Consider the following 23,262-nt stretch of genomic DNA (forward strand, 5'->3'; position numbering starts at 1 on the left):
GCCGCAGCGCGTCACCCGGCGGTACCCCGGCACCCCTACCGGAGGGGGATATCTCCGGATGCCACGGCCTGCGCCGGAGCGAGCGGCGCCGTCTGCTCTGGCGCTGCTGCGGCGGGCTGCGCGGCCGGGCGTCCCGGCAGCAGAGCGGACAGCCCGATCGCCAGCACGGTGAACCCGACCGCCCACCAGAACGCCTGGTCGAACGCGTCCGCGATTCCGTCCAGCGACGTGGCGCCCACCGCTGCGCCCTGCAGGATCACGGCCAGAAGCGCGACACCGAACGAACCGCCGAGCTGCGAGGTGATCCTGGTCAGGATGCTTGCGTGCGGCACCTCGCTGCGTTCCAGTCCGATGAATGCGACCGCCATCAACGGGATGGTGACGGCTCCGAGACCGAAACCGCGCACGAAGAGGGCGGCCATGAGCATCCACTCGTTCGTGGTGGGGGTGGTGAAGGCGAACGGCACGGTCGCGATACCGACGATCGCGAAGCCCGCCATCGACACCCAGCGTGCGCCGAGGCGGTCGGTGAGTCGTCCGGCCGTCGTGCGGCTGAGCAGGGTACCGATGCCCTGCGGCACCAGGAGCAGACCAGCTCCGAGCGCATCCGCTCCCCTGACCTCCTGGAAGTAGAGGGGAAGGAGCAGCATCGCGCCGTAGAGCGAAGCGCCAGACAGGAAGAGCAGCGTGGAGGCGGAGGCCACGGGGCGGTGCCGGAACAGCCGCACGTCGACGAGCCCTCCCTCTCCGCGCCGCAGCGCCCAGAGCACGAAGGCCGCGAGCAGCAGGGCTCCGGCGATGAGGGGCACGAGCACGTCGCCGCGGCCGAAGCCGCCGTCCTTGCTCACATTGGACAGACCGTAGAGCAGGCCGACCACCGCCGGCGACAGGAGCACCAGCCCCACCCAGTCCAGTCTCGGCCGGGCGCCGAGGGTGTCGCGGGGCAGCATCCGGATGGCGAGCACGATGCCGACGACGCAGAACGGGACGTTGACCCAGAACAGCCAGCGCCAATCGAGGTAACTGAGGATGAGGCCGCCGAGCACCGGGCCGAGGATGGGGCCGAGCACGGCGGGGAGGCTCACCGCCGACATGATGCGGCCGAGGTTCTGGCCGTGCGCCGCCTGCATCACGAGGGTGGACATGAGCGGGAGCATGATGCCGCCGCCGATGCCCTGCACGACACGGAAGGCGATCAGGCTGGGCGCATCCCACGCCAGGCTGCAGAGCACGGAGCCGAGCAGGAAGATCGCGAGGGCGATGATCCAGAGCCGCTTGCCGCCGATCCGTTGCTGCGCCCAGCCGACGATCGGGATGGTCACGCCGAGCGCCAGCAGATACCCGGTGCTGACCCACTGGATGGTGTCGACCGAGGTGTGCAGGTCGGTGGCGAGCGTGTGCAGGGCGACGCTCACGATGGTCGTGTCGAAGATCACGGCGAGCGCGCCGACGATCACGACGACGGCGATGCGAACGACCCCCGGGTCGAGCTTGGACTTCTCGGTCACCATGTCTCCTTAAGGTACGCGCCTGTATCTTATTGGGATCATAGGTCGACGCGATAAGATACGCAAATGGATCTTGTTGAGCAGCCGACCCCGGAGGCGGACGCACCCGCCCGGCGACGCCGAGGGGCCGAGCTGGAGAACGCGATCCTCGATGCAGCCTGGGACCAGCTCGTCGAGCACGGCTATGCGGCCTTCACCATCGACGCGGTCGCGGCGCGCGCCGAGACCAGCCGCCCGGTCGTCTACCGTCGCTGGCCGACCAGGCAGGAACTGGTCAGGGCGGCCGTCGCACGCGCAGGGTTGCGCGACCAGCCGGCGACGCCGGACACGGGCAGCCTCCGCGGCGACCTGATCGCCCTCCTCACCACGGCCAACGAGACCAGGATCGGCTTCGCCGCCGCCATGAGCGTCCACCTCGGCGGCTACTTCGCCGAGACGGGAACGAGCCTCTCCGACCTCCGCGACGTGCTCATCGGCGGAAGGACGACCAGAGTGGACACCGTCATCCAGCGCGGCATCGACCGCGGAGAGATCGACCCTGCACGCCTCACCCCGCGCATCGCGACGTTGCCGTTCGACCTCTTCCGGCACGACGCCATCATGACCCTGCGGCCGGTGCCGGCGGAGACGATCGAGGAGATCGTCGACACCATCTTCCTGCCGCTGGTGCGACCAGTGGATGCGGGTGGTGCTGGGGCGCGCTAGTGCTCGTCGCTTGGTGCTATGCGCTACGCGCTACGCGCTTGGCGCCCTGCGCCCTGCGCTCGCCGCTACGCGCGGCTCGACCGCTCCGCGGCCGCGAGCACGTCCGGCCGCAGCACGAGGTGCGCCCCGAGCACCTCGAACCCGACGAGGAACCCCGCCGCGTCGAACTCCGCATCGATGTGAGCGCCAGCGGCAGGAGCATCCGGGACGGCCGAACGGTCGGGCAGGGACGGATCGGTCGAGACGTCGAGGCGGAAGTGCGCGACGTCGAGCTCCGGGTCGTAGGTGAGTCGCATGACTCCGAGCCTAGGAACCGCGCGGCGGCGTGTCGTCGGACCGTCGTACCACCTCCCGTTCGACCGCAGGAGGAGAAGTCTTCGGCGGCGTCGGCCGATCCGCGACACCCCGCATCCACTGCCCGCAATGTCGGTGGTGCGGCGCAGAATCGTCGGCATGAGAACGTTGGAGATTTGCGAACGGTGCGACGGAACCGGCGCCGACCCGTTCCAGCACGATGAAGAGATCACAGTGTGCGTGGAGTGCAGCGGCGACGGCTGCCACGTGACCTACCTGGCCGAACTGCAGCAGACGGCGTAGCAGCCGCAACCTTTACTGCGTACCTGTCGTTAGTAAGGCTTATCCGCTAAACTTTACTAACGACGAGGTCGGAGGTAAGGGTGAGCACCGCTGTGACGTTCGAGGAGCGCACGCTTCCCGCACCCGAAGAGGCGCTGATGTCGTCGCGTCGACTAAACCTCGAGCGCCGCCGGCCCTACCAGGCTGCCGTCGTTCCCGAGATCGCCGACGCAGTGTTCGACCTCGCACCGGAGATTCTCGCCGACGTCGACGACGCCACGGCCGAGCTGGTGCGCTTCGACGCGCACATGGGCGACTTCCCCGCTCCGTTCTCCTCCGTGCTGCTGCAGACGGAGTCGGCGTCGAGCTCGCAGATCGAGCAGTTGACGTCCGGTCCGCGCGCGATCGCCGAGGCGGCGATCGGCGAGCGCTCAGACGGCAACGCGCCGCTTATCGTCAGCAACGTCCGGGCGATGGAGGCGGCTCTCGCACTGGCCGACGATATCTCGAACGCGTCGATCATCGCCATGCAGGACGCGCTGCTCCGCGGCTCGCACCCCGACATGGCCGGTCAATACCGTCGCGAGCAGGTGTGGATCGGTGGGCGGCTCCCCCACTCCGCCAGCTTCGTTCCTCCCCACCACGACCGCGTCGACGCCGCGATGGACGACCTGGTCAGGTTCGCGGTCCGGGCCGACCTCCCTGTGCTCGCTCACGCGGCCATCGCTCACGCACAGTTCGAGACCATCCACCCGTTCCCCGACGGCAACGGGCGCACTGGGCGGGCACTGCTGCACGCGATGCTGCGGCACGGCGGTGTCTTGCGGAACCTGACCGTCCCCGTGTCCGCTGGGCTGCTGACCGACGTCGAGTCGTACTTCGACGCGCTCACCGCATACCGCAGCGGCGACCCGGGCCCGATCGTCCAGGTCTTCGCCGAGGCGTCCCTGGTCGCACTCCAGAACGCGAAAGTCCTGGCACGCGACATCGCCGAGTTTCAGGAGGCGTGGGACGAGAAGCTGGCCGGTCTCCGTGCCGACGCTGCCGCGCGCACACTCGCCAGGCTGACCATCGAGTACCCGGTGCTCAACTCCCCGACCGCGGTTGCGGTCACCGGCCTGAGCAAGCCGTCCGTGAGCAACGGTTTCGACGAACTGGTGAAACGCGGGGTCCTCGCCCCGGGAAACTCGAAACAGCGGAATCGCGTCTGGGTCAACCAGGATGTGCTCGACGCCCTGGATGCGTTCGCGGTACGCATCGGACGCCGACGCCAAGGTTAACCGTTTCCCGCCCGACCCTGTTTGAATTGTCTGGTGCCGCACGGCACCCGTAGTTCTCTCAGGAAGGTGGCGACGAATGGCAGACTCATCGTTCGACGTGGTCAGCAAGGTCGACAAGATGGAGGCCGACAACGCCCTCAACCAGGCTCGCAAAGAGGTGGAGCAGCGTTACGACTTCAAGAATGTCGGCGCATCCATCGAGTGGAGCGGCGAAAAGGTTCTGATGAAGGCCAACACCGAGGAGCGCGTCAAAGCGGTCCTCGAGGTGTTCGAGTCGAAGCTCATCAAGCGGGGCATCTCGCTGCGCTCGCTCGACACCGGTGAGCCGTACCCGTCCGGCAAGGAGTTCCGCATCGAGGCCGGCATCAAGAACGGCATCGAGCAGGATGCGGCGAAGAAGATCAACAAGCTCATCCGCGACGAAGCGCCGAAGAGCGTGAAGTCGCAGATCCAGGGCGACGAACTCCGCGTCACGTCGAAGAGCCGTGACGACCTGCAGGCCACCATGAACCTGCTCAAGGGCGCCGACCTCGACGTCGCGCTGCAGTTCGTCAACTTCCGCTAGACGACCCGGGATGCGCGGTCGCCGGAGACGCGGCGGCCGCGCATCCGGCGCATCCCGCGCATCCGCAGCACCCCGCGCTCAGCGCAGGTAGCCGCGCAGCCACCGCCGCACTTCGGCGTACGCCGCCTGCCGCACCGGCTCGCGCGACAGGAAGATGTCGTGGATCGCCCCGTCGATGCGCGAGACCGTGACCGTCGGCGCCAGCTTGAGCGCGCGCTGAGCGATCTCATCCACGACCAGAACGATGTCCGAGCTCATCATGTCCGGCGTCCACCGCGGGAGGATCGTCGACCGCGCAGAAACCATCGTCAGCACCGGGACGTCGATGTGCAGGCCGGCCGCCACGCGCGCATGCCCGGCCATCACCGCCGTCAGCCACGCCGGCAGCACCGCGAAGCCTCGCACGGGCCGCCAGTCGAGGTTGTAGTCCCACTCGCCCTCCATCGTCGACGACACCGTCCTGGTGTAGAAGCCGAGGTCGACGTTCGGCAGCGGGGCTTTCGGGTCGACGCGCGCCTGCAGGCCGATCAGCGGCGCCAACGCGGCCCGCCCCGCCGAGTGCGCCTGGAACTCGAGCCACGGGCTGTTCAGCACCAGCGCATCCGCTTTTCCGGGATGGCGGTCGGCCCAGAGGCTGAGCGTGAGGCCGCCCGTCGAGTGGCCGAGCAGGATGAGCTTGCGGTCCTTCTGCGCGCTCTCGCGGATGACCGAGATGGCCGCATCCAGTTCCTCGTCGTACGTCGCGAGGTCGTCGACGAAGCCCGGCGTCTGCCACGGACGCAGGCTGCGGCCGTACTTGCGCAGGTCGATGGCGAAGAAGCGCGCCCCGTTCTCGTGCCAGAACCGGGCGAGCTCCTTCTGGAAGAAGTAGTCGGACCAGCCGTGCACGTAGAGCACGTCCGCGTCGGCCGCGACGGCGCGGAGCAGGCGCAGGTCGGCGAGGTGCGGTGGGGGCGCATAGCGGACGAGGGTCGCGACGACCTCGCCCTCCGCATCCGGTTTCAGCGGCAGCGTGAGCTGCTCGAACGGCTCCCCCAGCACATCCGGCGACCACTCCTGTGCGCGCGTCATGACCCCAGCGTGGCAGGCGCGGCGGGTTCGCGCGACCGTCAGCTCTCGGTGGACGCCTCGACAGGGGTGGCGTTCGACACCCTGACCATCTCGTCGCGCGGGACGACCTTGACGCGGGCGCGGCCCCGTTCGGCGCCGAGTGCCTGCTCGTGCGTGTCGAGATTGTGCCAGCCGTCGAGGTTCGTGTACTCCACACCCCGCTCGCGCAGCAGGTTCTCCACAGATTCCTCGGAGGGGTCGGTGGGCGACCACCAGTTCCCTTGATCATTGATCACATGCTTGATCGTTTCCATGGCGTCCGACTTGGTGTGGCCGATGAGACCCACCGGTCCACGCTTGATCCACCCGGTGGCGTACACGCCGTACATGCGCTCGTTGTCGCCCTTGCGCAGCACCTGGCCTTCGTGGTTCGGGATCACGCCGTGCTTCTTGTCGAACGGGATGCCCGGAAGCGGCGACCCGAAGTAGCCGACAGCGCGGTAGATGGCCTGGATGGGCACCTCGCGGATTTCGCCGGTCCCGCGCACGCCGCCCTCGCCGTCCGACTCGGTGCGCTCGTACCGGAACGCGGCCACGTGACCGTTCCCGTCGTCGACGACCTCGAGCGGCTTGGCGTAGAAGTGCAGGTGCAGGCGACGGGATGCGTTCCCCACCTCGCGCTGACGCCACGGCTGCAGCACGCGGTCGATCACCATGACCTGCTTGTTGCTCGCGATGGCGGCTTTCGACTGCTCGTCGTAGTCGAAGTCCTCGTCGTAGAGGATCATGTCGACGTCGCGCAGTTCGCCGAGCTCGCGCAGCTCCAGCGGGGTGAACTTCACCTGGGCCGGCCCGCGGCGACCGAAGACGTGCACGTCGGTGACGGGAGAGTTCTTGAGGATCTCGTAGACGTTGTCGGGGATCTCGGTGGGCAGCAGGTCGTCGGCGTGCTTGGCCAGGATGCGCGAGACGTCGAGGGCGACGTTTCCGTTGCCGATGACGGCGACGGACTCGGCCTCCAGCGGCCAGGTGCGCGGCACATCCGGGTGACCGTCGAACCAGCTGACGAAGTCGGCGGCACCGTACGAGCCCTCCAGCTCGATGCCGGGGATGTCCAGCTCGGCGTCGTGCACGGCCCCGGTCGCGAAGATCACGGCGTTGTAGTGGCGCTTGAGGTCGTCGAGGGTGATGTCCTCGCCGTACGTGACGTTGCCGAAGATGCGGATGTCCCCGCGGTCGAGCACCTCACGCAGAGCCGTGATGATGCCCTTGATGCGCGGGTGGTCGGGGGCGACCCCGTAACGGACGAGGCCATACGGGGCGGGAAGCTGCTCGAACAGGTCGATGGAGACGTCGAAGGCGCGCTCCGCCTTGAGGAGGATGTCCGCGGCGTAAATGCCGGCGGGGCCTGCACCGACGATGGCCAGTCGCAATTTGGTCATTCGTTGTGTCTTTCTTGCTCAGCTGGAACGTTCGACGATGGTGTCCGCGAAGCGGATCAGCGCCTTCTTGACGGGGCCGGTCGGCAGCGGTTCGAGCGCTTCGACGGCCTCGCGGGCCCAGCGGTGGGCTTCCTGCAGGGTGTGGGCGGTCACTTCGTGGTCGCGGAGCGCGGCGATGGCAGCCGTCGCCTCCGGGGTGATCTCGCCCTCCTCCGCGGTGCCGATCACGTCGCGTTCGAGCCGATCGAGCAGCTCGCGCGCACCCTGGTCGGTCTCGGCGAGCTCGCGCAGCCGCAGCACGGGAAGGGTGGCGACACCGGCGCGGAGGTCGTTGCCCGGCGTCTTCCCTGTCTCCTTGACGCCCTTCGACGACAGGTCGATCACGTCGTCGATGATCTGGAAGGCGACGCCGATCTTCTCGCCGAACGTCACGACGGGCTGCTCGTACTCTTCCGGAGCCTTCGCGAACACCACGCCCATCTGCGCCGCGACGGCGATCAGCGAGCCGGTCTTGTCCTCGAGAACGCGGATGTAGTGCTCGACGGGGTCTTCGCCGTCCTGGGGTCCGATGGTCTCGTGCAGCTGCCCGAGGCACAGCCGCTCGAAGGTGTCGGCCTGCAACTGGATGGCGCGTTCGCCCAGCGAAGACACCATCTTGCTCGCGCGGGCGAACAGCAGGTCTCCGGTGAGCACGGCGACGGAGTTCCCCCACACGAACTGCGCGCTCGGAACCCCGCGCCGCATCTGCGAGTCGTCCATGACGTCGTCGTGATAGAGGGATGCGAGGTGCGTGATCTCCACGGCCTCCGCCGCCTGCAGCACCTCGGGGGTGTTTCCCCGCCCGAGCTGCGCGGTGAGCAATGTCAGCATGGGGCGCACCCGCTTGCCGCCGGCCTCGAGCAGGTAGCGTGCGGTGACGTCGGCGAGGTTGTCCGCGAACCGCATCTCTGCGTGCAGGCCCTCCTCCACGAGCGCGAGCCCCGCATCGACGGCGGCGGCGAGCTCCCTGTCCTGACCGGATGCGAAAATCCGCTCGGTCAGACCGATCTGGCTGGACAGCGACGCGGTACGCCGCACAGCGGGGACGCTTGGTGGCACTACTCCCCCTCGGGTGGGACGCCGGAAGCCGATGCCCCCGTGGTGCCCGTCGCTCGGTCGGAGCTGGCGGGCTTGGTGGTTGTGGGCTTGGCCGTCGCGGGCTTGGCCGTCGCGGGCTTGGTGGGCTTCGCGGGTGCGGGCTTCGCAGTCGTGGGCTTCGCCTTGGCGGGTGTGGCTTTCGCGGTCGTGGGCTTGGCCGTCGCGGCCTTCGCTGTCGTGGGCTTCGCCTTTGCGGGGGCAGGCTTCGTCGTTGCGGCCTTCGTCGTGGCGGGCTTCTCCGTCGCAGGCTTGACGGCTGCGGGCTTCCCCGCTGCGCTCTTTTCGGCGGGCTTCTCCGCCGCAGGCTTCCCCGCCGCAGGCTTCTCTGCCGCAGGCTTCTCGTCGACCGCGGCCGTGGCGGGAGCGGCGACCTCCGCCGCGCGCGCTCCACCCGCATCCCGCGGCTTGTAGCCACGGTGCAGGGCGACGATTCCGGCGGTCAGGTTGCGGTATGCGACGTGCTCGAACCCGGCCTCGCGCAGCCAGTCGGCGAGCACGGGCTGGGACGGCCATGCCTCGATGGAGTCCATCAGGTATTCGTATGCGGCGGGGTTGGAGCTCGCCAGCTTGGCCAGCACGGGCATCCCGAACCGCAGGTATGCGGAGTATCCGGTGCGCACGATGGATGCCGGCGGCTGGGAGAACTCGCAGATCACGACGCGTCCGCCCGGCTTGGTCACGCGGTAGAACTCGGCGAGCGCCTTCTTCGGGTCGACGATGTTGCGGAGGCCGAAGGAGATGGTGACGGCGTCGAACTCGTCGTCGTCGAACGGAAGCTGGGTGGCGTCGGCCTGGACGAAGCGGACGAACGGGTTGTCGGCCTGGCGGCGTCGTCCGACCTCGATCATCCCTTCGGAGAAGTCGGCGGCGACGACGGTCGCACCGTTCTTCGCGAGGGACGCGCTGGAGGTGCCGGTGCCCGCCGCGACATCGAGAATGGTCTCGCCGGCGCGCGGGCCGACGGCTTTGGTCGTCGCCACACGCCAGAGTGCCGCGTTGCCCATCGAGAGGACGTTGTTGGTCCTGTCGTAGTGCGTCGACACCTGATCGAACATGGCGGCGACCTGGGCGGGCTGCTTGCTGAGGTCGGCCTTACTCACCCCCCTAGCTTAGGCGGCACCGCTGCGCCACGCATTCCAGCTCCCTGTGAGGCGGCAGTGACAGCTGCAGCGGCCGTCGCGATCATGTCCACACGAGGTCCGACGGGGGCTTCGCGGTCGGCCCAGCCGAACTTGAAGCCCAGCCAGTCGACGGCGCCGGCGGCGGCGATGGCGTCGCGGAGGAGGTCCTCGGTGAGCATCGAGGACGGTTCGCCGTACGGGAAGGAGGAGGACGGGGTCATCGGGTGGTGCGCATCCACCCACGGTCCGCCGAACGGCGACAGTTCCGCCGACGCGCCGGACAGCATCAGCCCGCGGAGGCGTCCGGATGCTGCCGCCTGGCGGATGTGCGCGGTCACGAGTTCGCCGTCGCGCAGCTCGATGGCGGAACGTCCCCAGTTGATGCTGAGCCCCACCCACGCCGGCCGGTCGGCGATGGCCGCGAGCTCGTCCGTCAGATCGAGGAAGCCCTTCTCCGGCTGGTGCGACGGCACGAACGCGTCGCAGTGCTCGATGGCGATCGTCGCGCCGTCCCACGCGTCGGCGTCCGCGGACAGCTCGGCGATGGATGCGGCGAGCGACGCTACGTCGCCCCTGCCCGCCGACGGTGCACTGTGGAGTTCCACCGCGGTCACCGCGCGTCGCCCGACGGCGTCGTTGAGACGGCGGACCGCGCCGCGAATGCGTCCGGCCTCGGCGAGCGCGGCGGCCCGACCGTCCGCATCGCGGGAGGCGAGACCGTACAGAGGAGTGGTACCCAGCCGCTTCATCGTTCCGGGGATGCTCGTGAGCACGGCGTCGAACCGGCGCGGGAACGAGCGCAGCAGCCAGGCGTCGTCGTGCGGATGCAGCGCACCCATCCACGGCAGCTCGACGCCCCGGAGCTCCGGCACCGCATCCAGCTCGTCGAAGAACTCGGACTCGAGGCGCGCGTCCCACGCCGAGTGCGCCGGAGAGGCGGCGTACGCTCCGACGAACACGCCCGTCGTCTCGACATCCGACCCCGCCGACATCCCGGACGCACCGGGTCGGCCTGGCGCGACGAGAGGGCCCGGACCGGCGGCGTCGCTCATCGGGCGACCGCGTCCGCGAACCAGCGGGTGATCGTGGCGGGATGGGTGATCGCGGTGCCGACGACGACCGCGTACGCGCCGGCGTCCACGGCGGCAGCAGCCTGCTCCGGGGTGTGGATGCGGCCCTCGGCGATCACCGGAACGTCCACAGCCTGCGCGACCTCGGCCAGCAGCTCCAGGTCCGGTCCGTCGGTCTTGGGACGGTCGGGGGTGTAGCCGGCGAGCGTGGTCCCGACGCAGTCGGCACCGGCCTCGACCGCGGCGATGGCGTCGGCCAAGGAACCGGCGTCGGCCATCACCGTCGCGCCCGTGAGCTCCTTCAGGCGGTGGATCGTCTCCGCGAGGGTCAGACCGTCCGGGCGTTCGCGACGGGTGCCGTCGAGAGCGACGATCGACGCGCCCGCGGCGTGCACGCTCACGGCGTGGCGCAGGGTCGGGGTGATGAAGACGTCGGCGTCGCCCGCCTTCCACAGACCGATCAGGGGAAGGTCGACCCGCTCCCGGATGAGCGCGATGTCCCCAGGACCCTGCGCCCGGATGCCCGCCGCGCCACCGATGACCGCCGACTGTGCGATCTGCGCCATCGTCTCCGGGCTGCGCATCGGCTCGCCGGGGTACGCCTGGCAGGAGACGATGAGTCCGCCCGCCAGGGATTCGAGTGTCTGGGCGATTCTCATCGTGCTTCTCCTGAAACGTGTCGGTCGTTCGGTGCGGTGGACATGGAGGTGGAAGTAGCGGCAGCGGTGCCGGCGACGGCAGCAGCGGACGCCAGCGCCGCGCCGACGATCGCTGCGTCGCCGCCCAGCTCCGCGGCGACCACAGGTCGTCCCGTGGCCGCGGGGATCGTCTCCAGGTCGATCCCGGCGCGCAGCGGCGCCCACCAGCGCGCGCCCGTCGCCGAGAGGCCACCGCCGATCACCACGATGTCGGGGTCGATGGCGTTCACGAGTCCGCCGATCGTGCGGCCGAGGGCCGTCGCGGCCACCCGGATGGTCGTCGCCGCGCACTCGTCACCCTGGTCGGCGAGGGCGAAAACCGCGCGGGTGTCCAGGGTGGATGATGCTCCCCCGTTGCGGAGGTACTCGGCGAGGATCGCGGGTCCTGCCGCGATCATCTCCACGTGACCAGCCCGTCCGCAGGTGCACGGCAGACCGTGCGCCTCCTCGGATGGCAGGTGGCCGTAGTGCCCGGCGACGTGCCCGGCGCCCCGGACGAGCGATCCGTCCGAGACGAGCGCTCCGCCGATGCCGGTGCCCGCGGCGACCACCAGCACCGTGCGGTGGCCGCGGCCGGCGCCCCGGCCCGCTTCGCCGAGCGCGTGGGCGTGCACGTCGTTCTCGACCAGTACGGGGAGACCGACGGCCGCCTCGACGGCCTCGCCGATCCTGGTGCCCGCCCAGCCGGGGAGGGTGTCGGTCGCCGAGACGACCACGCGGCCGACGGGGTCGATGACGCCGGCAGCGCCGACGCCGACCGAGACCACGGAGGCGGAGGCGGGGGCGGCGGCGAGCACCCGCTCGGCGAGGTGGATCGCGGTGGCGAGCACCGCATCCGGTCCCGAGGTGGCGGGTGTGGGTGCTTCCTGCCGGGCGACGACGGCCCCGGTGGGGAGGTCGACCAGCCCGGCAGCGGTCTTGGTCCCACCGATGTCGATGCCGACCGCGAACGTCGTGCCGTTCACGGTATCGGCACCGGCACCATCACCCACGGCGACGCTCATCGAACGAGCAGCCCCGACTCCTCGACGATGGCGCGGATGCGGTCGACCGTCTCGCCTTCGAGTGCCGGGACCGGGTGCGCCATCCGGTTGCTCTCGATGATGCCGATGACCTGAAGTGCCGTCTTGAACGCGCCCAGGCCCGCCGCCTCTCCGCTGACGCCGTGCGCTTGGAAGACGATCTCGAAGAGGGACGCCAGCTGGTCCTGGATGCGCTTGGCCTCCGTCCAGTCGCCGGCCTTCGCCGCGTGGTACAGGCGCACGTAGGACGCCGGATCCACGTTGCCGAGACCGGGGACGACCCCGTCGGCCCCGGCCAGCAGCGCGCCGTCGACGACGATCTCGTGGCCCGTGAACAGGATCAGCGGGCGGCCGGCGGCCTCGTTCGCGGCGACCAGACGGCGGAAGCCGACGTCGTCGCCGCTGGAGTCCTTCACTCCGGCGATCACGCCGTCCACGCCGAGGCGGATCAGCAGGTCGCGCTCCAGCTTGACGTTGACGCGCACCGGCACGTCGTAGGCGAAGATCGGCAGGCTGGTCGCCGCGGCGAGCGCGCGGAAGTGCGACTCGATCTCGACGATGTTCGGGCGGACGTAGAACGGGACGGTGGCGACCACCGCATCCACACCGGCGAACTCGGCGATGCGGATCTGCTCGATCACGCGAGCCGTCGACATGTCGTTCACGCCGGCCAGCACGGGGACCCGGCCGGCCGAGATGCGGACGGCCTCCGTCAGCACGACCGAACGGGCGGCGTCGGTGAGGAAGCCCACCTCGCCGGACGAGCCGAGCGCGAACAGGCCGTCGACTCCCGCCGCGATCTGGGATTCGATGAGGCGTTCGAACGACGGGACGTCGAGCGAACCGTCCTCCGCGAACGGCGTGACGAGGGGTGGGACGACTCCGGAAAAGCTGGGCTTGCTCACTGTTCTCTCCAATGGTGGTGCTGGACGGTGCTGATGGCGTGGTGTGGTTCGACGGGTGGCGCTCTGTCAGAGCAGCGATGGCGCGGCGCCGAGGAGTTTCCTCGTGTATTCGTCTCTCGGGTCGTCGAACACCGAGGCGGCTGTCCCCTCCTCCACGATCCGGCCGTAGTACATGACGACGATGCGGTCGGAGACGTAGCGAACGGTCTGGATGTCGTGCGAGATGAAGACCATCGCCAGGTCGAGGCGCTGCTTCAGGTCGCTGAGGAGGTTGAGGATCTGCGCGCGCACAGACACGTCCAGCGCGCTGGTCGGCTCGTCGGCGACCATCAGGTCCGGTTCGAGCGCGAGCGCCCTGGCGATGGCGACGCGCTGCCGTTGGCCTCCGGACACGTGGCTCGGCAGCACCTCCGCCGCCGAGCGGGGCAGCCCGACCAGGTCGAGCAGCTCCAGGATGCGGCGTTCCCGCTGCGCCCCGGTGCCGATCCCGTGCACATCGAGCGGGTCGCGCAGGATGTCGTGGATGGTCATGCGGGCGTTGAGCGCAGTGGAGGGGTCCTGGAAGACGATCGAGACCGCCTTGCCGAGCGCCTTCCTGGTGGCGCGGTCCCTGGTGAGGACGCTGCGGCCCTGGTAGAGCACGTCGCCGTCCGTCGGCTGCTGCAGCCCGACGAGCACGCGGGCGAGCGTCGACTTGCCGCAGCCGGACTCGCCGACGATGCCGATGGTCTCCCCGCGCCGGATGGTCAGGCTCACGTCGTTGACGGCGTGCACCTTGTCCGGTTTGAACAGCGTGCCCGTCCTGGCGGTGTGCACGACGTGCACGTGGTCCAGGGTGAGGATGTCAGCTCCTGTCACAGCGCCGCTCCCTTCTCAGCGTTCGCCGTCTCCGGCAGGGAGGCGACGTAGTGGTCTGTTGTGCCGTCGACGAGGCGCAGCTCCGGTCGCACGTCGAGGCCGACGCCCGGGCGCTCCACCGACCGGGATGCGAACCGGTCGCCCTTCGCGAAGTCGCGCGGTGTCGGGACGGTGCCGGGGATCTGGTGCAGCCTGGTCGCCCCGGACTCGATCGAGAGCACGGAGCCGAGCAGCCCGCGGGTGTACTCGTGCTGCGGGTGGAGCAGGAGTTCGACGGTCTGCGCACTCTCGACCACCTGCCCGGCGTACATGACGGTGATGCGGTGGGCGACCTCTGCGACGAGCGCGAGGTCGTGGCTGACGAACACGAGCGCGAAGCCGAGCTTGGCGCGCAGGTCGTTGAGCAGGTCGATGATCTGGGCCTGCACCGTCACATCCAGGGCCGTCGTCGGCTCGTCGGCGACGACCAGCTTCGGGCTGCGGGTGAGTGCCATCGCGATGAGCACGCGCTGCCGCTGACCGCCGGACAGCTCGTGCGGATAGCTCTTCAGCGTGCGCACCGGGTCGAGCCCGACGAGCTCCATCAGCTCCTCCGCGCTGCGTGTCCCTCCGCGCCGGATCAGCTGCTTCAGCTGCGCCCGGATGAGCATGGACGGATTCAGCGAGCTGAGCGCATCCTGGTAGACCATCGACATCTCGTGGCCGCGCAGGCCGTTCCGCTCCGCCTCGGTCATGGTGAGCAGGTCGCGGCCCTCGAACAGGATGCGACCGGTCACCTCGGCGTTGGACGGGAGCAGGCCCATCACGGCGAGGCTGGACAGGCTCTTGCCGGAGCCGGACTCTCCGACGATGGCCATCGTCTCGCCCGGGCGCACAGAGAAGCTGAGCCTGTCGACGACGTCCACGTCTCCGTGGCGGTCGGGGAACCGGATGCTGAGACTCTGCACCTCCAGCAGCGGCGGCACATCGGAGTCGAAGACCAGCCGGTCGGTCCGCACGCTCTCCGCGGCGCCGAGGCTCTGCAGGTGCCTGGCGAGCGCAGGGTCGGGCGCAACAGGGTCGAGCCTGTCGTCGGCGATGGCGCTCTCCTCGTCCTCTTCGAGGGCTCCTGCCTCGTCGAGAGACTCGGCAGTGACCAGGGATGCGGTCCCCGCGTCGGTGGGGAGCGACTCCGGTGCTGCCGCACGGCGGCGGATGCTCGGCCGCACCATCGCATCCGTCAGGCCTTCCGCGAGCACGTTCAGTGCGAGCACCGTGATGAGGATGAGAAGGCCAGGGAACAGCGTCGCCCACCAGCCGCCCGCGAGCAGCAGGTTCTTGCCGCTCGAGATCACGTTGCCCCACGACGGTGCCGGCTCCTGCACACCGGCGCCGATGAACGACAGGCTCGCCTCGAACACGATGGCGTCCGCCACGAGGATGGTCGCGAAGACGAGGATCGGGGCAGCGCAGTTGCGGAACACATGCTTGAGCAGGATGTATGAGGTGCGCGCGCCGAGCACCCGCTCGGCCGCCACGTAGTCCTCGCCGAACTGGCTGAGCACATTGGCCCGCACGATGCGCGCCAGCTGCGGGACATAGAGGAAGGCGATCGTCGCGATGAGCACGGGGAGGCTCTTGCCGAACACGGCGACGAAGACGATGGCGAGCGCGATCCCCGGGAACGACATGATGACGTCCAGGATGCGCATGATGCCCTCGTTGACCCACCGGTGCGCCGTCGCGGCGACGGCCCCGATGATGCCGCCGACGACCAGCGCGAGGGCCGTGGCGCCAAGGCCGATGGCGAGCGACGACCGGGCGCCGTAGATGAGGCGCGAGAAGATGTCGCGGCCGCTGCGGTCGGTGCCGAACCAGTTGTCGAACGACGGCGGCTGGGCGGGCACGCCCGATTTCAGCGGGTCGTGCGGGGCGATCAGCGGGGCGAAGACCGCCGCGAGCACCACGATGAGGAAGAAGATCAGCGAGATCTTCGAGGACAGAGGGAGTGCCGTGAAGCGCAGTCCGGGGGCGGAGAGGCGATCGGCGAGTGTGCGACGCATCGTTACACCGTCCTGATTCGAGGATTGACCACCAGATAGAGGAGGTCGACGATCGTGTTGACGATCACGAAGGTGAGAGCGATCGTGATGGTGACGCCCTGCACCAGATTGGTGTCGCCCGCGGTGACACCGTTGAGGATGAGCTGGCCCATCCCGGGCAGGTCGAAGATCACCTCGATGACGATCGCGCCGCCGAGCAGGTAGCCGACCCGCAGGCCGAGCACCGTGATCGGGGTGATGAGGGCGTTGCGGAAGACGTTGCGGCCGATCACGACGCTCCGAGGCAGGCCGCTGCCGATGGCGGTGCGGACGTAGTCGCGGTCGAGCTCCTCCACCATCGAGGTGCGCACCACCCTGGTGAGGGATGCGGCGACCGGCACAGCGAGCGCGAGGGCAGGCAGGAACATCGACTGCAGCCAGCCGCCGAAGGAGTCCTGCGGGGACGTGTATCCGCCGGTCGGGAAGATGGGCCAGGTGAGGGCGAACTGCTGGATCAGCAGGATCGCGAGCCAGAACGACGGCACGGCGATACCGGCGATCGAGACGACGCGGATGACCTGGTCCGGCCAGCGGTCGCGGTAGAGGGCCGCCGTCACACCGAGAACGGCGGCGAGCACGATCGCGATGATGAGGCCGAGGAAGGTGAGCTGCAGGGTGAGCGGGAACGCGGTCCCGATCAGTCCGCTGACCGACTGGCTCGGCGGCACGGTGTTACCGAGGTTGCCCTGGATGAGGTGGCCGAGGAACGCGAGGTAGCGGACGATGAGCGGATCGTTGTATCCGTTCTCCTGCCGCCAGGTGGCTTTGGCGGCGTCGCTCGCGCTCTCTCCGAGAGCGTTGGTCGCCGGGTCGGTCGGTGCGAACTGCAGCACGATGAAGACCAAGAGGGTGATCCCGAGGATCATGAACGGCAGGGCGATCAGACGCCTGCCTGCGAGGCGCACGAGTGCGACCATGCGTGACTCCTAAAGGGGCTGGAGGGAGGCGGCGGGGCCGGTGCGGCCGGCCCCGCCGTTGGGCGCTACTTCGTGGGTCCGACGCCGAGGAACGACAGGCCGGTCATCGAGATGGGCTTGAAGTCGCTGAGCGCCGTGGAGTCCCAGGCGGTCGGCAGTTTGCGGTGCAGCAGGGGGTAGAGCGGCACCTCATCCGAGACCAGGTCGTAGATCTGGCTCCAGATGTCGAGCTGCTTCGTGCGGTCGGTCGCCTGGGCGCCGTCGTTCAGGAGTTTCTGCAGCTTGTCGAACTCGGCTCCGGAGTTCCAGCGGTAGCGCTTCTGCGACCAGATGTTGTCGGCGTAGAACCAGCGCAGCAGCAGGTCGGCGTCGTTTCCGAAGACGGAGGGGTCACCGGGGGCGACCATCACCTCGAACTGGTTGTTGTCGACCTTCTTGTACTGGCCGGCGGACTGGCCGATGTCGAGCGTGGTGTTCACGCCCACCGCATCCAGGTCCTCCTTGATCAGCGGGGCGACGTCCTTGACCCAGCCGGTGTCGGTGGTGAGGAGCGTGATCGACAGGTTGGAGACGCCCGCGGCCTTCAGCAGCGACTTTGCCTTGGCCGGGTTGTGCTTGTAGACCGTCTTGGCCTTGACGTAGTCGGGGTGGTCGTTCTGCACATAGCTGGATGCGGCTTCGGCGTTCCCGAGCATCCCGTTCTTGATCAGCTTGTCCATGTCGATCGCGTAGAACAGCGCCTGACGGACGCGCTTGTCGTCGAACGGCTTCATGGTGGTGTTGAACATCATGAACAGCACACCGAACGACTGCACGGAGTCCGTCTTGACGACGCGGGAGAGCCCGTCGACGTTGAGGTACGGCACGTCCTCGATCGCGTTGACGCGCTTGGACTGCATCGCGCTGACGCGGGCGGACGGGTCGGCAAGCAGGTTCCAGGTCATGCTCGCCGCGAGGGCCGGGCGGGAGCCGTTGTACGCGTCGTGACGCTCGAAGGTGAGCTTGTCGTTCGCGGTCGCGGCGGTGAGCTTGTACGGGCCGGTGCCGGTGGGGAGGGCGTCGAACGCCTTCGGGTCCGCGGTGACGATGGCCTTCGGCACGACCTTGACCACGGAGATGCGCTCCGCGAACAGGGGGAAGGGGTACGCGGACTTGAACTGAACGGTCGTGTCGTCGACCTTGGTGACGCTGTCCGGCGAGAGGAACGGGAGGAAGCCGGCGTAGAGCGACGCGTTCGCGGGGTCGAGCACGCGCTGGAAAGAGAAGAGAACGTCGTCGACGGTGACCGTGCTGCCGTCGTGGAAGGTGGCTCCGTCGCGCAGGGACACCGTGTAGGTCGTGCTGTCGACCTGCTTCGGGAGCGCCTTGCCGAGGGCGGCGTACGCCTTGCGGGTGACCGGGTCGAGCTCGACCAGTCCTTCGAGGGTGTGCCAGTTGGCGGCCATCGTGAGGGCGCCGGTGGTGGTCATCGGATCGAAACCGGTGCCGAGCGCGTACGACATGCCCGCTGTGATGGTGCCGTTCTTGTCGACCGATCCCGCTGCTGCCGCGGTTCCGGCCTTGCCGGTGGTCGATGGCGGGCCGCTGCACGCTGCGAGCGCGGCGACGATGCCTGCCGCTCCTGTAGCTGCGAGGAAGGTACGTCTGCTCGTTTGCTTCTGGAGTGAATCTCTCAACATTGAACTGCCTCTCCTGAGATCGGACGTCTGATGTCCTACGTGGGTATACTGAAAGTAGTGCACATCCCGCGGAAAGGTCAAGTCCACAATGGCGATCGAGCCCACCACGACAGGAATGTTCTCCTCGGCCCCCAGCCAACGCCGTTCGTCGGTGACTGACCAGATCAAGGACTACATCCTCATCCACCGCCTGCAACCGGGGGACCTCCTTCCCACCGAAGCAGAGCTGTGCTCCGAACTCGGCGTGAGCCGGTCCAGCGTCCGCGAGGCGATGCGGACCCTCGCCGCCCTCGACATCGTCGAGGTGCGCCATGGGTACGGGACGTACGTCGGACAATTGTCACTCGCTCCCCTGGTGGAAGGCCTCGTCTTCCGAGGCGTGCTCGGCCCCGAGGACGACTTCGCCGCGCTTCGCGAGGTGGTCGAGGTGCGTGAAGCGCTCGACCTCGCGATGGCGGAGCAGATCTGCAGAGCACTGCAGGGCACGAGCGATCCCGTGCTGCACGACGTGGTCGCAGCGATGGAGGACAAGAGCGGACGCGGCGAGCCGTTCGCCGAGGAGGACCGCGCCTTCCACTCCACCCTGCTCGCCCACCTCGACAACGCCCTCGTCGGCCAGCTCGTCACGGCATTCTGGGAGGTCAACACGGTCGTGTACCCGCGGCTTGGGCTTCCCCCGGCGGCCGGGCTCGACGAGACGGCCCGCGCGCACGGCGACATGCTGCGCGCGGCGGAGGCCGGCGATGTGGAGGCGTACCGCGAGGCGGTCGTGAAGCACTACATCCCGTTGCGCAGGGGGCTGGGCACCGCGTCCTGAGGTGCGCCGCGCTCGGCCGCACCAGGCTCGGCGAAAGCGTCGCGCAGCACGCGGAGTGAGAGCACGTCGTCGTCCACGCCACCGCCCTCGTGGGCGTTGTACGTCCAGCTGTGGATGACCTTCTCCCCCGCGTACGCGTTGTATGCGGCGTAGACGGTCGAGGGCGGGCAGATCGGGTCCATCAGCGCGACCGTGAACGTCGCGGGAGCATCGGCACGCGCGGCGAAGTTGACGCCGTCGAAGTAGGAGAGGGTGCGGTGCACCCGCTCCGCGCTGTCGCGGAAGTGCGCGAGGTAGTCGGCGATCTCGCGGAACGGCATCCTGTCGGTGATCACGGATGCGCGCGGGAAGTCGCAGAGGAACGGCACCCGCGCGATGACCTGCGCGATGCCGGGCACCAACCCGGCGACGGCGAGCGCGATCCCCCCGCCCTGACTCACGCCGAGCACCGCCACCCGCTCCGCGTCGACGACCTCGAACGAGCGGGCGGCCTCCACGGCGCGCACCGCATCGGTGAACAGGCGGCGGTAGTAATAGGTGGCCTTGTCTTCGGCGCCCCTGGTGACGAAGCCGGGCATCTGCGGCGCCGTCGATCCGCTGTCCGGGGTGACGCCCCGTGACCCGCTCCAGCCCTGGCCGCGGGTGTCCATCTCGAAGTGCGCGTATCCGGCCGACGCCCAGAGCAGGTTCTCGACGGCGTCTCCGCGGCCGCGGCCGTAGCCGTGGAACTGCACCACGGCGGGCAGCGGGCCGTCCACGCCGCGAGGGATGCGCAGCCAGGCCGCGATCTCCTCGCCCTCGAAGCCGCCGAAGCGCACGTCGAACACGTCGACCGTGGCGAGTCCGGCATCCACCTGGACGACGCTCCTGAGCAGTGGATGCGAGCCGGCAGCGTCGATCGTGCCCGCCCAGAACTCGTCGAAGTCGTCCGGGACGGTCTGTGCACTGCGGTACGCGCGAAGTTCGGACTCTGGCAGGTCGAGGAACATGCTCTCACTTTCGGGGGGGGTTCCGGGGTGGGCGGTGCGGTCGCGGCGGGTGGTCAGTCTGGTTCGGCCGCGCGAGCGGGCGGCGTCTGCTGCTCGTCGTCGAACAGCGCACTGCGCACGATGGCGCGCGGATCGTAGCGGCGCGGGTCGAGTTTCTGCCAGTCGATGTCCTGGCCGACCTCGTCGGCGACGCGCTCCTTGAGACCGTCCGCCGTGGTTCGCAGCCTGCGCACCAGCTCACCCAGCTTCGCCGCGTATCCGGGCAGCCGCGCCGGACCGACGAGGAAGGCTGCGATGACTCCCACGACGATCAATTTGTCGAACGTCAGACCGAACATGGGAGCGACCGTATCACAATTCGCGCTGGACATCAGACGTCTGATGTGCTTGAGTGACCGGGCGGCAACAGCCGCGAACCTCCACGAGAAAGGCCTCCCCCGATGTTCGCGAACCTCAACGGCTGGCACGCCCTCATCATCGTCGCCGTCATCCTCCTTTTGTTCGGCGCCCCCAAGATCCCCGCCCTCGCGCGCAGCCTCGGACAGTCGATGCGCATCTTCAAGAACGAAGTGAAGCCCGAGTTCACCGGCCGCGACGGCGAGCCGAAGACCCAGGGCAGCACCGAGGTCTGACCATGCGGCTGAGCACGAGCACGACGGCGCGCGCAGAGAAGCGCACGCGCACGCCGAAGGCCGAGGCCGGCCGAATGGCCATCGCGCAGCACCTCGCCGAGCTCCGCCGCCGTCTGTTCCGCTCGGCCGCCGCCCTGCTCGCCGGGGTGGTGGCGGGCTGGTTCGTCTCCACCCCGGTTCTGGATGCGCTCCGCGCCCCCATCGAGCAGGTCGCCGCGACCCAGCACCGCCTCGCAGAGCTCAACTACGACACCATCACCGGCGCATTCGACCTCAAGATGCAGGTGGCGATGACCGTCGGCGTCATCGTGTCGAGCCCGGTCTGGCTCTACCAGCTGTGGGCATTCCTCGTCCCGGCGCTCGACCGCAGGGAGCGGCTGTACGGGTTCGGCTTCTTCTTCACGGCCGTCCCGCTCTTCCTCGCCGGGTGCCTCGCCGGATGGTTCGTGCTTCCGCACATGGTCGGCGTGCTCACCGGGTTCGCCCCCGAGCAGGATGCGGCGATCGTGCAGGCCAAGTCGTACTTCGACTTCGTGCTCAAGCTGGTGGTGGCGATCGGCGTGGCGTTCGTGCTGCCGATCGTGGTGGCGATGCTGAACTTCGTCGGCGTGCTGCGTGCCTCCACCATCGTGCGGTCGTGGCGGGTGGCGGTGATCGCCATCGCGCTGTTCACCGCCATCGCCACGCCATCGGCAGACGTGCTCTCGATGGTCGGCCTCGCCGTGCCGATGGTCGCGCTGTTCTTCGCCGCCGCGGGAGTCGCGGCCCTGCACGACCGGCGCTCCGACCGCAGGGCGGCGGCGATCCTCGCCTCGTCCCCCGCCGAGCTCGTCTGAGATGGCACCACAGCCCCGACAACCCCCAGCCCGCGCGCATCCGGCGCCCAGCATCCCGGGCGTAGGCTGATCGGGTGACAGCAACAGCGACCACGCCCCGGACATCGAGCGCAACGGCACTCCTGGTCGAGACCACCCCCATCGACGACGTTCGTCAGCTCATCCCTTTCCTCGACGCCAGGCACCCGCTGCTGTGGCTCCGCAAGGGAGAAGGAATGGCGGGCATCGGCGAGGCGCTGCGGCTCGAATTCTCCGGCAACGACCGGATGCGCGCTGCCGCCGCCGCATGGAGAGAGGTCGTCTCGCAGGCGTCCGTCACCGACGCCGTCGGCAAGCCGGGCACCGGGCTGGTCGCGTTCGGCACGTTCGCCTTCGCCGATGACAGCACAGCGCCGAGCGTGCTGATCGTGCCCGAATTCGTGATCGGCCGCCGCGACGGGCGCAGCTGGATCACGCGCATCCGTCCGGCAGACGACGCAGACGGCGACGGCACCGGCGCGCAGGGCGCTGGCGCAGCCGCGTCGCGGCTCCCCCGCCCCACTCCGTTCGGCGACGAGTACCGCCTCACCCTGCTTCCCGGCTCGCTCGGCAAGGAGGGCTACCGCGCCGCCGTGCAGGCTGCCGTCGACCGCATCCGGCACGGCGATCTGCGCAAGGTCGTGCTCGCCCGCGATCTCACCGGCCACCTCCCGCACGAGTCCGACGTGCGCCGCGCGCTGGTCGAGCTGGCGCTCGGCTACCCGGAGTGCTGGACGTTCGCTGTCGACGGCCTCGTCGGCTCCTCTCCGGAGACCCTGGTGCGAGTCGACCACGGCACCGTCAGCGCACGCGTGCTCGCCGGCACCATCTCCCGCGGGGCCGACAGCGTCAGCGACCACGACGCCGCCGTCACCCTGGCCAGCAGCACCAAAGACCAGGACGAGCACCGGTACGCGGTCTCGAGCGTCGTCGACGCCCTGCGTGAGCACAGCGCGGATCTCGCGGCGAGCGACCTGCCGTTCACGCTGAAGCTGCCGAACCTCTGGCATCTCGCGACCGACGTACAGGGCACCCTGAGCGACGGGTCCAGTTCGCTCGACCTGGTCGACGCCCTGCACCCGACCGCTGCTGTCGCCGGCACCCCGACACGGGATGCGATGGCTGTCATCCACGAGCTCGAACCGTTCGACCGCGGCCGGTACGCCGGCCCCGTCGGCTGGGTCGGCGGAGACGGAGACGGCGAGTGGGCCATCGCGCTGCGCTGCGCTCAGGTCTCCGAGTCCGGCGACATCACGGCATATGCCGGCGCCGGCATCGTCGCGGACTCCGTGCCGGAGCGGGAGCTGGTCGAGACGACGATGAAGTTCCGTCCGGTGGTCGAAGCGTTCGGCTGAT

24 protein-coding genes are annotated in these 23,262 nt (G+C 69.1%); 8 read left to right on the top strand and 16 right to left on the bottom strand.

Features of this window, described 5'->3' with window-relative positions; genetic code table 11:
• Positions 1–35: 35 nt before the first annotated feature.
• Positions 36–1,508, bottom strand: coding sequence for an MDR family MFS transporter (locus B7438_RS06465; protein ID WP_256921891.1), 1,473 nt, complete (start codon positions 1,506–1,508; stop codon positions 36–38).
• A gap of 66 nt (positions 1,509–1,574) precedes the next feature.
• Here B7438_RS06465 and B7438_RS06470 point away from each other — a divergent pair, with 66 nt between their 5' ends.
• Positions 1,575–2,213 (top strand): TetR/AcrR family transcriptional regulator, encoded by a 639-nt coding sequence (locus B7438_RS06470; protein WP_085368736.1) that lies wholly within the window; start codon positions 1,575–1,577, stop codon positions 2,211–2,213.
• Positions 2,214–2,278: 65 nt separating this feature from the next.
• Here the strand turns inward: B7438_RS06470 and B7438_RS20485 are convergent, their stop codons facing one another.
• Positions 2,279–2,509 (bottom strand): DUF2283 domain-containing protein, encoded by a 231-nt coding sequence (locus tag B7438_RS20485; RefSeq protein WP_085368737.1) that lies wholly within the window; start codon positions 2,507–2,509, stop codon positions 2,279–2,281.
• A 127-nt stretch (positions 2,510–2,636) separates the two neighbouring features.
• Between B7438_RS20485 and B7438_RS20490 the strand changes: the two genes are divergently transcribed.
• The 3 genes from B7438_RS20490 (at position 2,637) to B7438_RS06485 (ending at position 4,634) form a co-directional block, all read left to right on the top strand.
• The gene (locus B7438_RS20490) at positions 2,637–2,810 is read left to right on the top strand and encodes a hypothetical protein (protein WP_179150743.1); all 174 of its coding nucleotides are present in this window, start codon (positions 2,637–2,639) and stop codon (positions 2,808–2,810) included.
• 80 nt (positions 2,811–2,890) lie between these two features.
• Positions 2,891–4,069, top strand: coding sequence for a Fic family protein (locus B7438_RS06480; RefSeq protein ID WP_085368738.1), 1,179 nt, complete (start codon positions 2,891–2,893; stop codon positions 4,067–4,069).
• 76 nt (positions 4,070–4,145) lie between these two features.
• Positions 4,146–4,634, top strand: a complete 489-nt coding sequence (locus B7438_RS06485) for a YajQ family cyclic di-GMP-binding protein (RefSeq protein ID WP_085368739.1) — start codon at positions 4,146–4,148, stop codon at positions 4,632–4,634.
• A 78-nt stretch (positions 4,635–4,712) separates the two neighbouring features.
• On the opposite strand, the gene B7438_RS06490 is transcribed toward B7438_RS06485, so the two are convergent.
• The 12 genes from B7438_RS06490 to B7438_RS06545 all read right to left on the bottom strand — a co-directional run bounded on the left by B7438_RS06490 (position 4,713) and on the right by B7438_RS06545 (position 18,614).
• Entirely contained in the window at positions 4,713–5,705 is a 993-nt protein-coding gene (locus B7438_RS06490; protein ID WP_085368740.1) for an alpha/beta hydrolase, read from the bottom strand.
• Positions 5,706–5,743: 38 nt separating this feature from the next.
• Positions 5,744–7,126 carry an FAD-dependent oxidoreductase gene (locus B7438_RS06495; RefSeq protein ID WP_085368741.1) on the bottom strand — a complete coding sequence of 461 codons (1,383 nt, stop codon included), beginning with the start codon at positions 7,124–7,126 and terminating at the stop codon, positions 5,744–5,746.
• An 18-nt stretch (positions 7,127–7,144) separates the two neighbouring features.
• Positions 7,145–8,224, bottom strand: a complete 1,080-nt coding sequence (locus B7438_RS06500; RefSeq protein ID WP_085368742.1) for a polyprenyl synthetase family protein — start codon at positions 8,222–8,224, stop codon at positions 7,145–7,147.
• Complete coding sequence (gene ubiE, locus B7438_RS06505) at positions 8,224–9,363, bottom strand: bifunctional demethylmenaquinone methyltransferase/2-methoxy-6-polyprenyl-1,4-benzoquinol methylase UbiE (protein WP_085368743.1); 1,140 nt, start codon at positions 9,361–9,363, stop codon at positions 8,224–8,226. Before ubiE ends, B7438_RS06500 begins: the two co-directional genes overlap by 1 nt.
• A complete protein-coding gene (locus B7438_RS06510; RefSeq protein WP_085368744.1) occupies positions 9,360–10,436 on the bottom strand; it encodes a DUF4862 family protein in 1,077 nt (358 codons plus the stop codon). Before B7438_RS06510 ends, ubiE begins: the two co-directional genes overlap by 4 nt.
• Complete coding sequence (locus B7438_RS06515; RefSeq protein WP_085368745.1) at positions 10,433–11,113, bottom strand: N-acetylmannosamine-6-phosphate 2-epimerase; 681 nt, start codon at positions 11,111–11,113, stop codon at positions 10,433–10,435. The genes B7438_RS06510 and B7438_RS06515 overlap by 4 nt, the downstream gene beginning before the upstream one ends.
• Complete coding sequence (locus tag B7438_RS06520; RefSeq protein WP_085368746.1) at positions 11,110–12,156, bottom strand: ROK family protein; 1,047 nt, start codon at positions 12,154–12,156, stop codon at positions 11,110–11,112. The genes B7438_RS06515 and B7438_RS06520 overlap by 4 nt, the downstream gene beginning before the upstream one ends.
• The gene (locus tag B7438_RS06525) at positions 12,153–13,079 is read right to left on the bottom strand and encodes a dihydrodipicolinate synthase family protein (protein ID WP_143465671.1); all 927 of its coding nucleotides are present in this window, start codon (positions 13,077–13,079) and stop codon (positions 12,153–12,155) included. Before B7438_RS06525 ends, B7438_RS06520 begins: the two co-directional genes overlap by 4 nt.
• Positions 13,080–13,145: 66 nt before the next feature.
• Positions 13,146–13,937, bottom strand: coding sequence for an ATP-binding cassette domain-containing protein (locus B7438_RS06530; RefSeq protein ID WP_085368748.1), 792 nt, complete (start codon positions 13,935–13,937; stop codon positions 13,146–13,148).
• Complete coding sequence (locus tag B7438_RS06535; protein WP_085368749.1) at positions 13,934–15,979, bottom strand: dipeptide/oligopeptide/nickel ABC transporter permease/ATP-binding protein; 2,046 nt, start codon at positions 15,977–15,979, stop codon at positions 13,934–13,936. The genes B7438_RS06530 and B7438_RS06535 overlap by 4 nt, the downstream gene beginning before the upstream one ends.
• A 2-nt stretch (positions 15,980–15,981) precedes the next feature.
• A complete protein-coding gene (locus B7438_RS06540) occupies positions 15,982–16,935 on the bottom strand; it encodes an ABC transporter permease (RefSeq protein ID WP_055889842.1) in 954 nt (317 codons plus the stop codon).
• A gap of 65 nt (positions 16,936–17,000) precedes the next feature.
• A complete protein-coding gene (locus tag B7438_RS06545; protein WP_085368750.1) occupies positions 17,001–18,614 on the bottom strand; it encodes an ABC transporter substrate-binding protein in 1,614 nt (537 codons plus the stop codon).
• Positions 18,615–18,765: 151 nt separating this feature from the next.
• Here B7438_RS06545 and B7438_RS06550 point away from each other — a divergent pair, with 151 nt between their 5' ends.
• A complete protein-coding gene (locus tag B7438_RS06550) occupies positions 18,766–19,431 on the top strand; it encodes a FadR/GntR family transcriptional regulator (protein WP_256921892.1) in 666 nt (221 codons plus the stop codon).
• Here B7438_RS06550 and B7438_RS06555 read toward each other — a convergent pair.
• Positions 19,392–20,420 (bottom strand): acetylxylan esterase, encoded by a 1,029-nt coding sequence (locus B7438_RS06555; protein ID WP_085368752.1) that lies wholly within the window; start codon positions 20,418–20,420, stop codon positions 19,392–19,394. The two genes, B7438_RS06550 and B7438_RS06555, sit on opposite strands and share 40 nt — an antisense overlap.
• Positions 20,421–20,473: 53 nt before the next feature.
• Positions 20,474–20,758 (bottom strand): hypothetical protein, encoded by a 285-nt coding sequence (locus B7438_RS06560; RefSeq protein ID WP_085368753.1) that lies wholly within the window; start codon positions 20,756–20,758, stop codon positions 20,474–20,476.
• 102 nt (positions 20,759–20,860) lie between these two features.
• Here B7438_RS06560 and tatA point away from each other — a divergent pair, with 102 nt between their 5' ends.
• The 3 genes from tatA (at position 20,861) to B7438_RS06575 (ending at position 23,261) form a co-directional block, all read left to right on the top strand.
• The gene (gene tatA, locus B7438_RS06565; protein WP_085368754.1) at positions 20,861–21,052 is read left to right on the top strand and encodes a twin-arginine translocase TatA/TatE family subunit; all 192 of its coding nucleotides are present in this window, start codon (positions 20,861–20,863) and stop codon (positions 21,050–21,052) included.
• A gap of 2 nt (positions 21,053–21,054) precedes the next feature.
• Entirely contained in the window at positions 21,055–21,888 is an 834-nt protein-coding gene (gene tatC, locus B7438_RS06570) for a twin-arginine translocase subunit TatC (RefSeq protein WP_256921893.1), read from the top strand.
• Positions 21,889–21,962: 74 nt separating this feature from the next.
• Entirely contained in the window at positions 21,963–23,261 is a 1,299-nt protein-coding gene (locus tag B7438_RS06575) for an isochorismate synthase MenF (protein WP_256921894.1), read from the top strand.
• Position 23,262: the final 1 nt, after the last annotated feature.

This window comes from Leifsonia sp. NCR5, assembly GCF_002105485.1.
GTDB lineage: Bacteria > Actinomycetota > Actinomycetes > Actinomycetales > Microbacteriaceae > Leifsonia.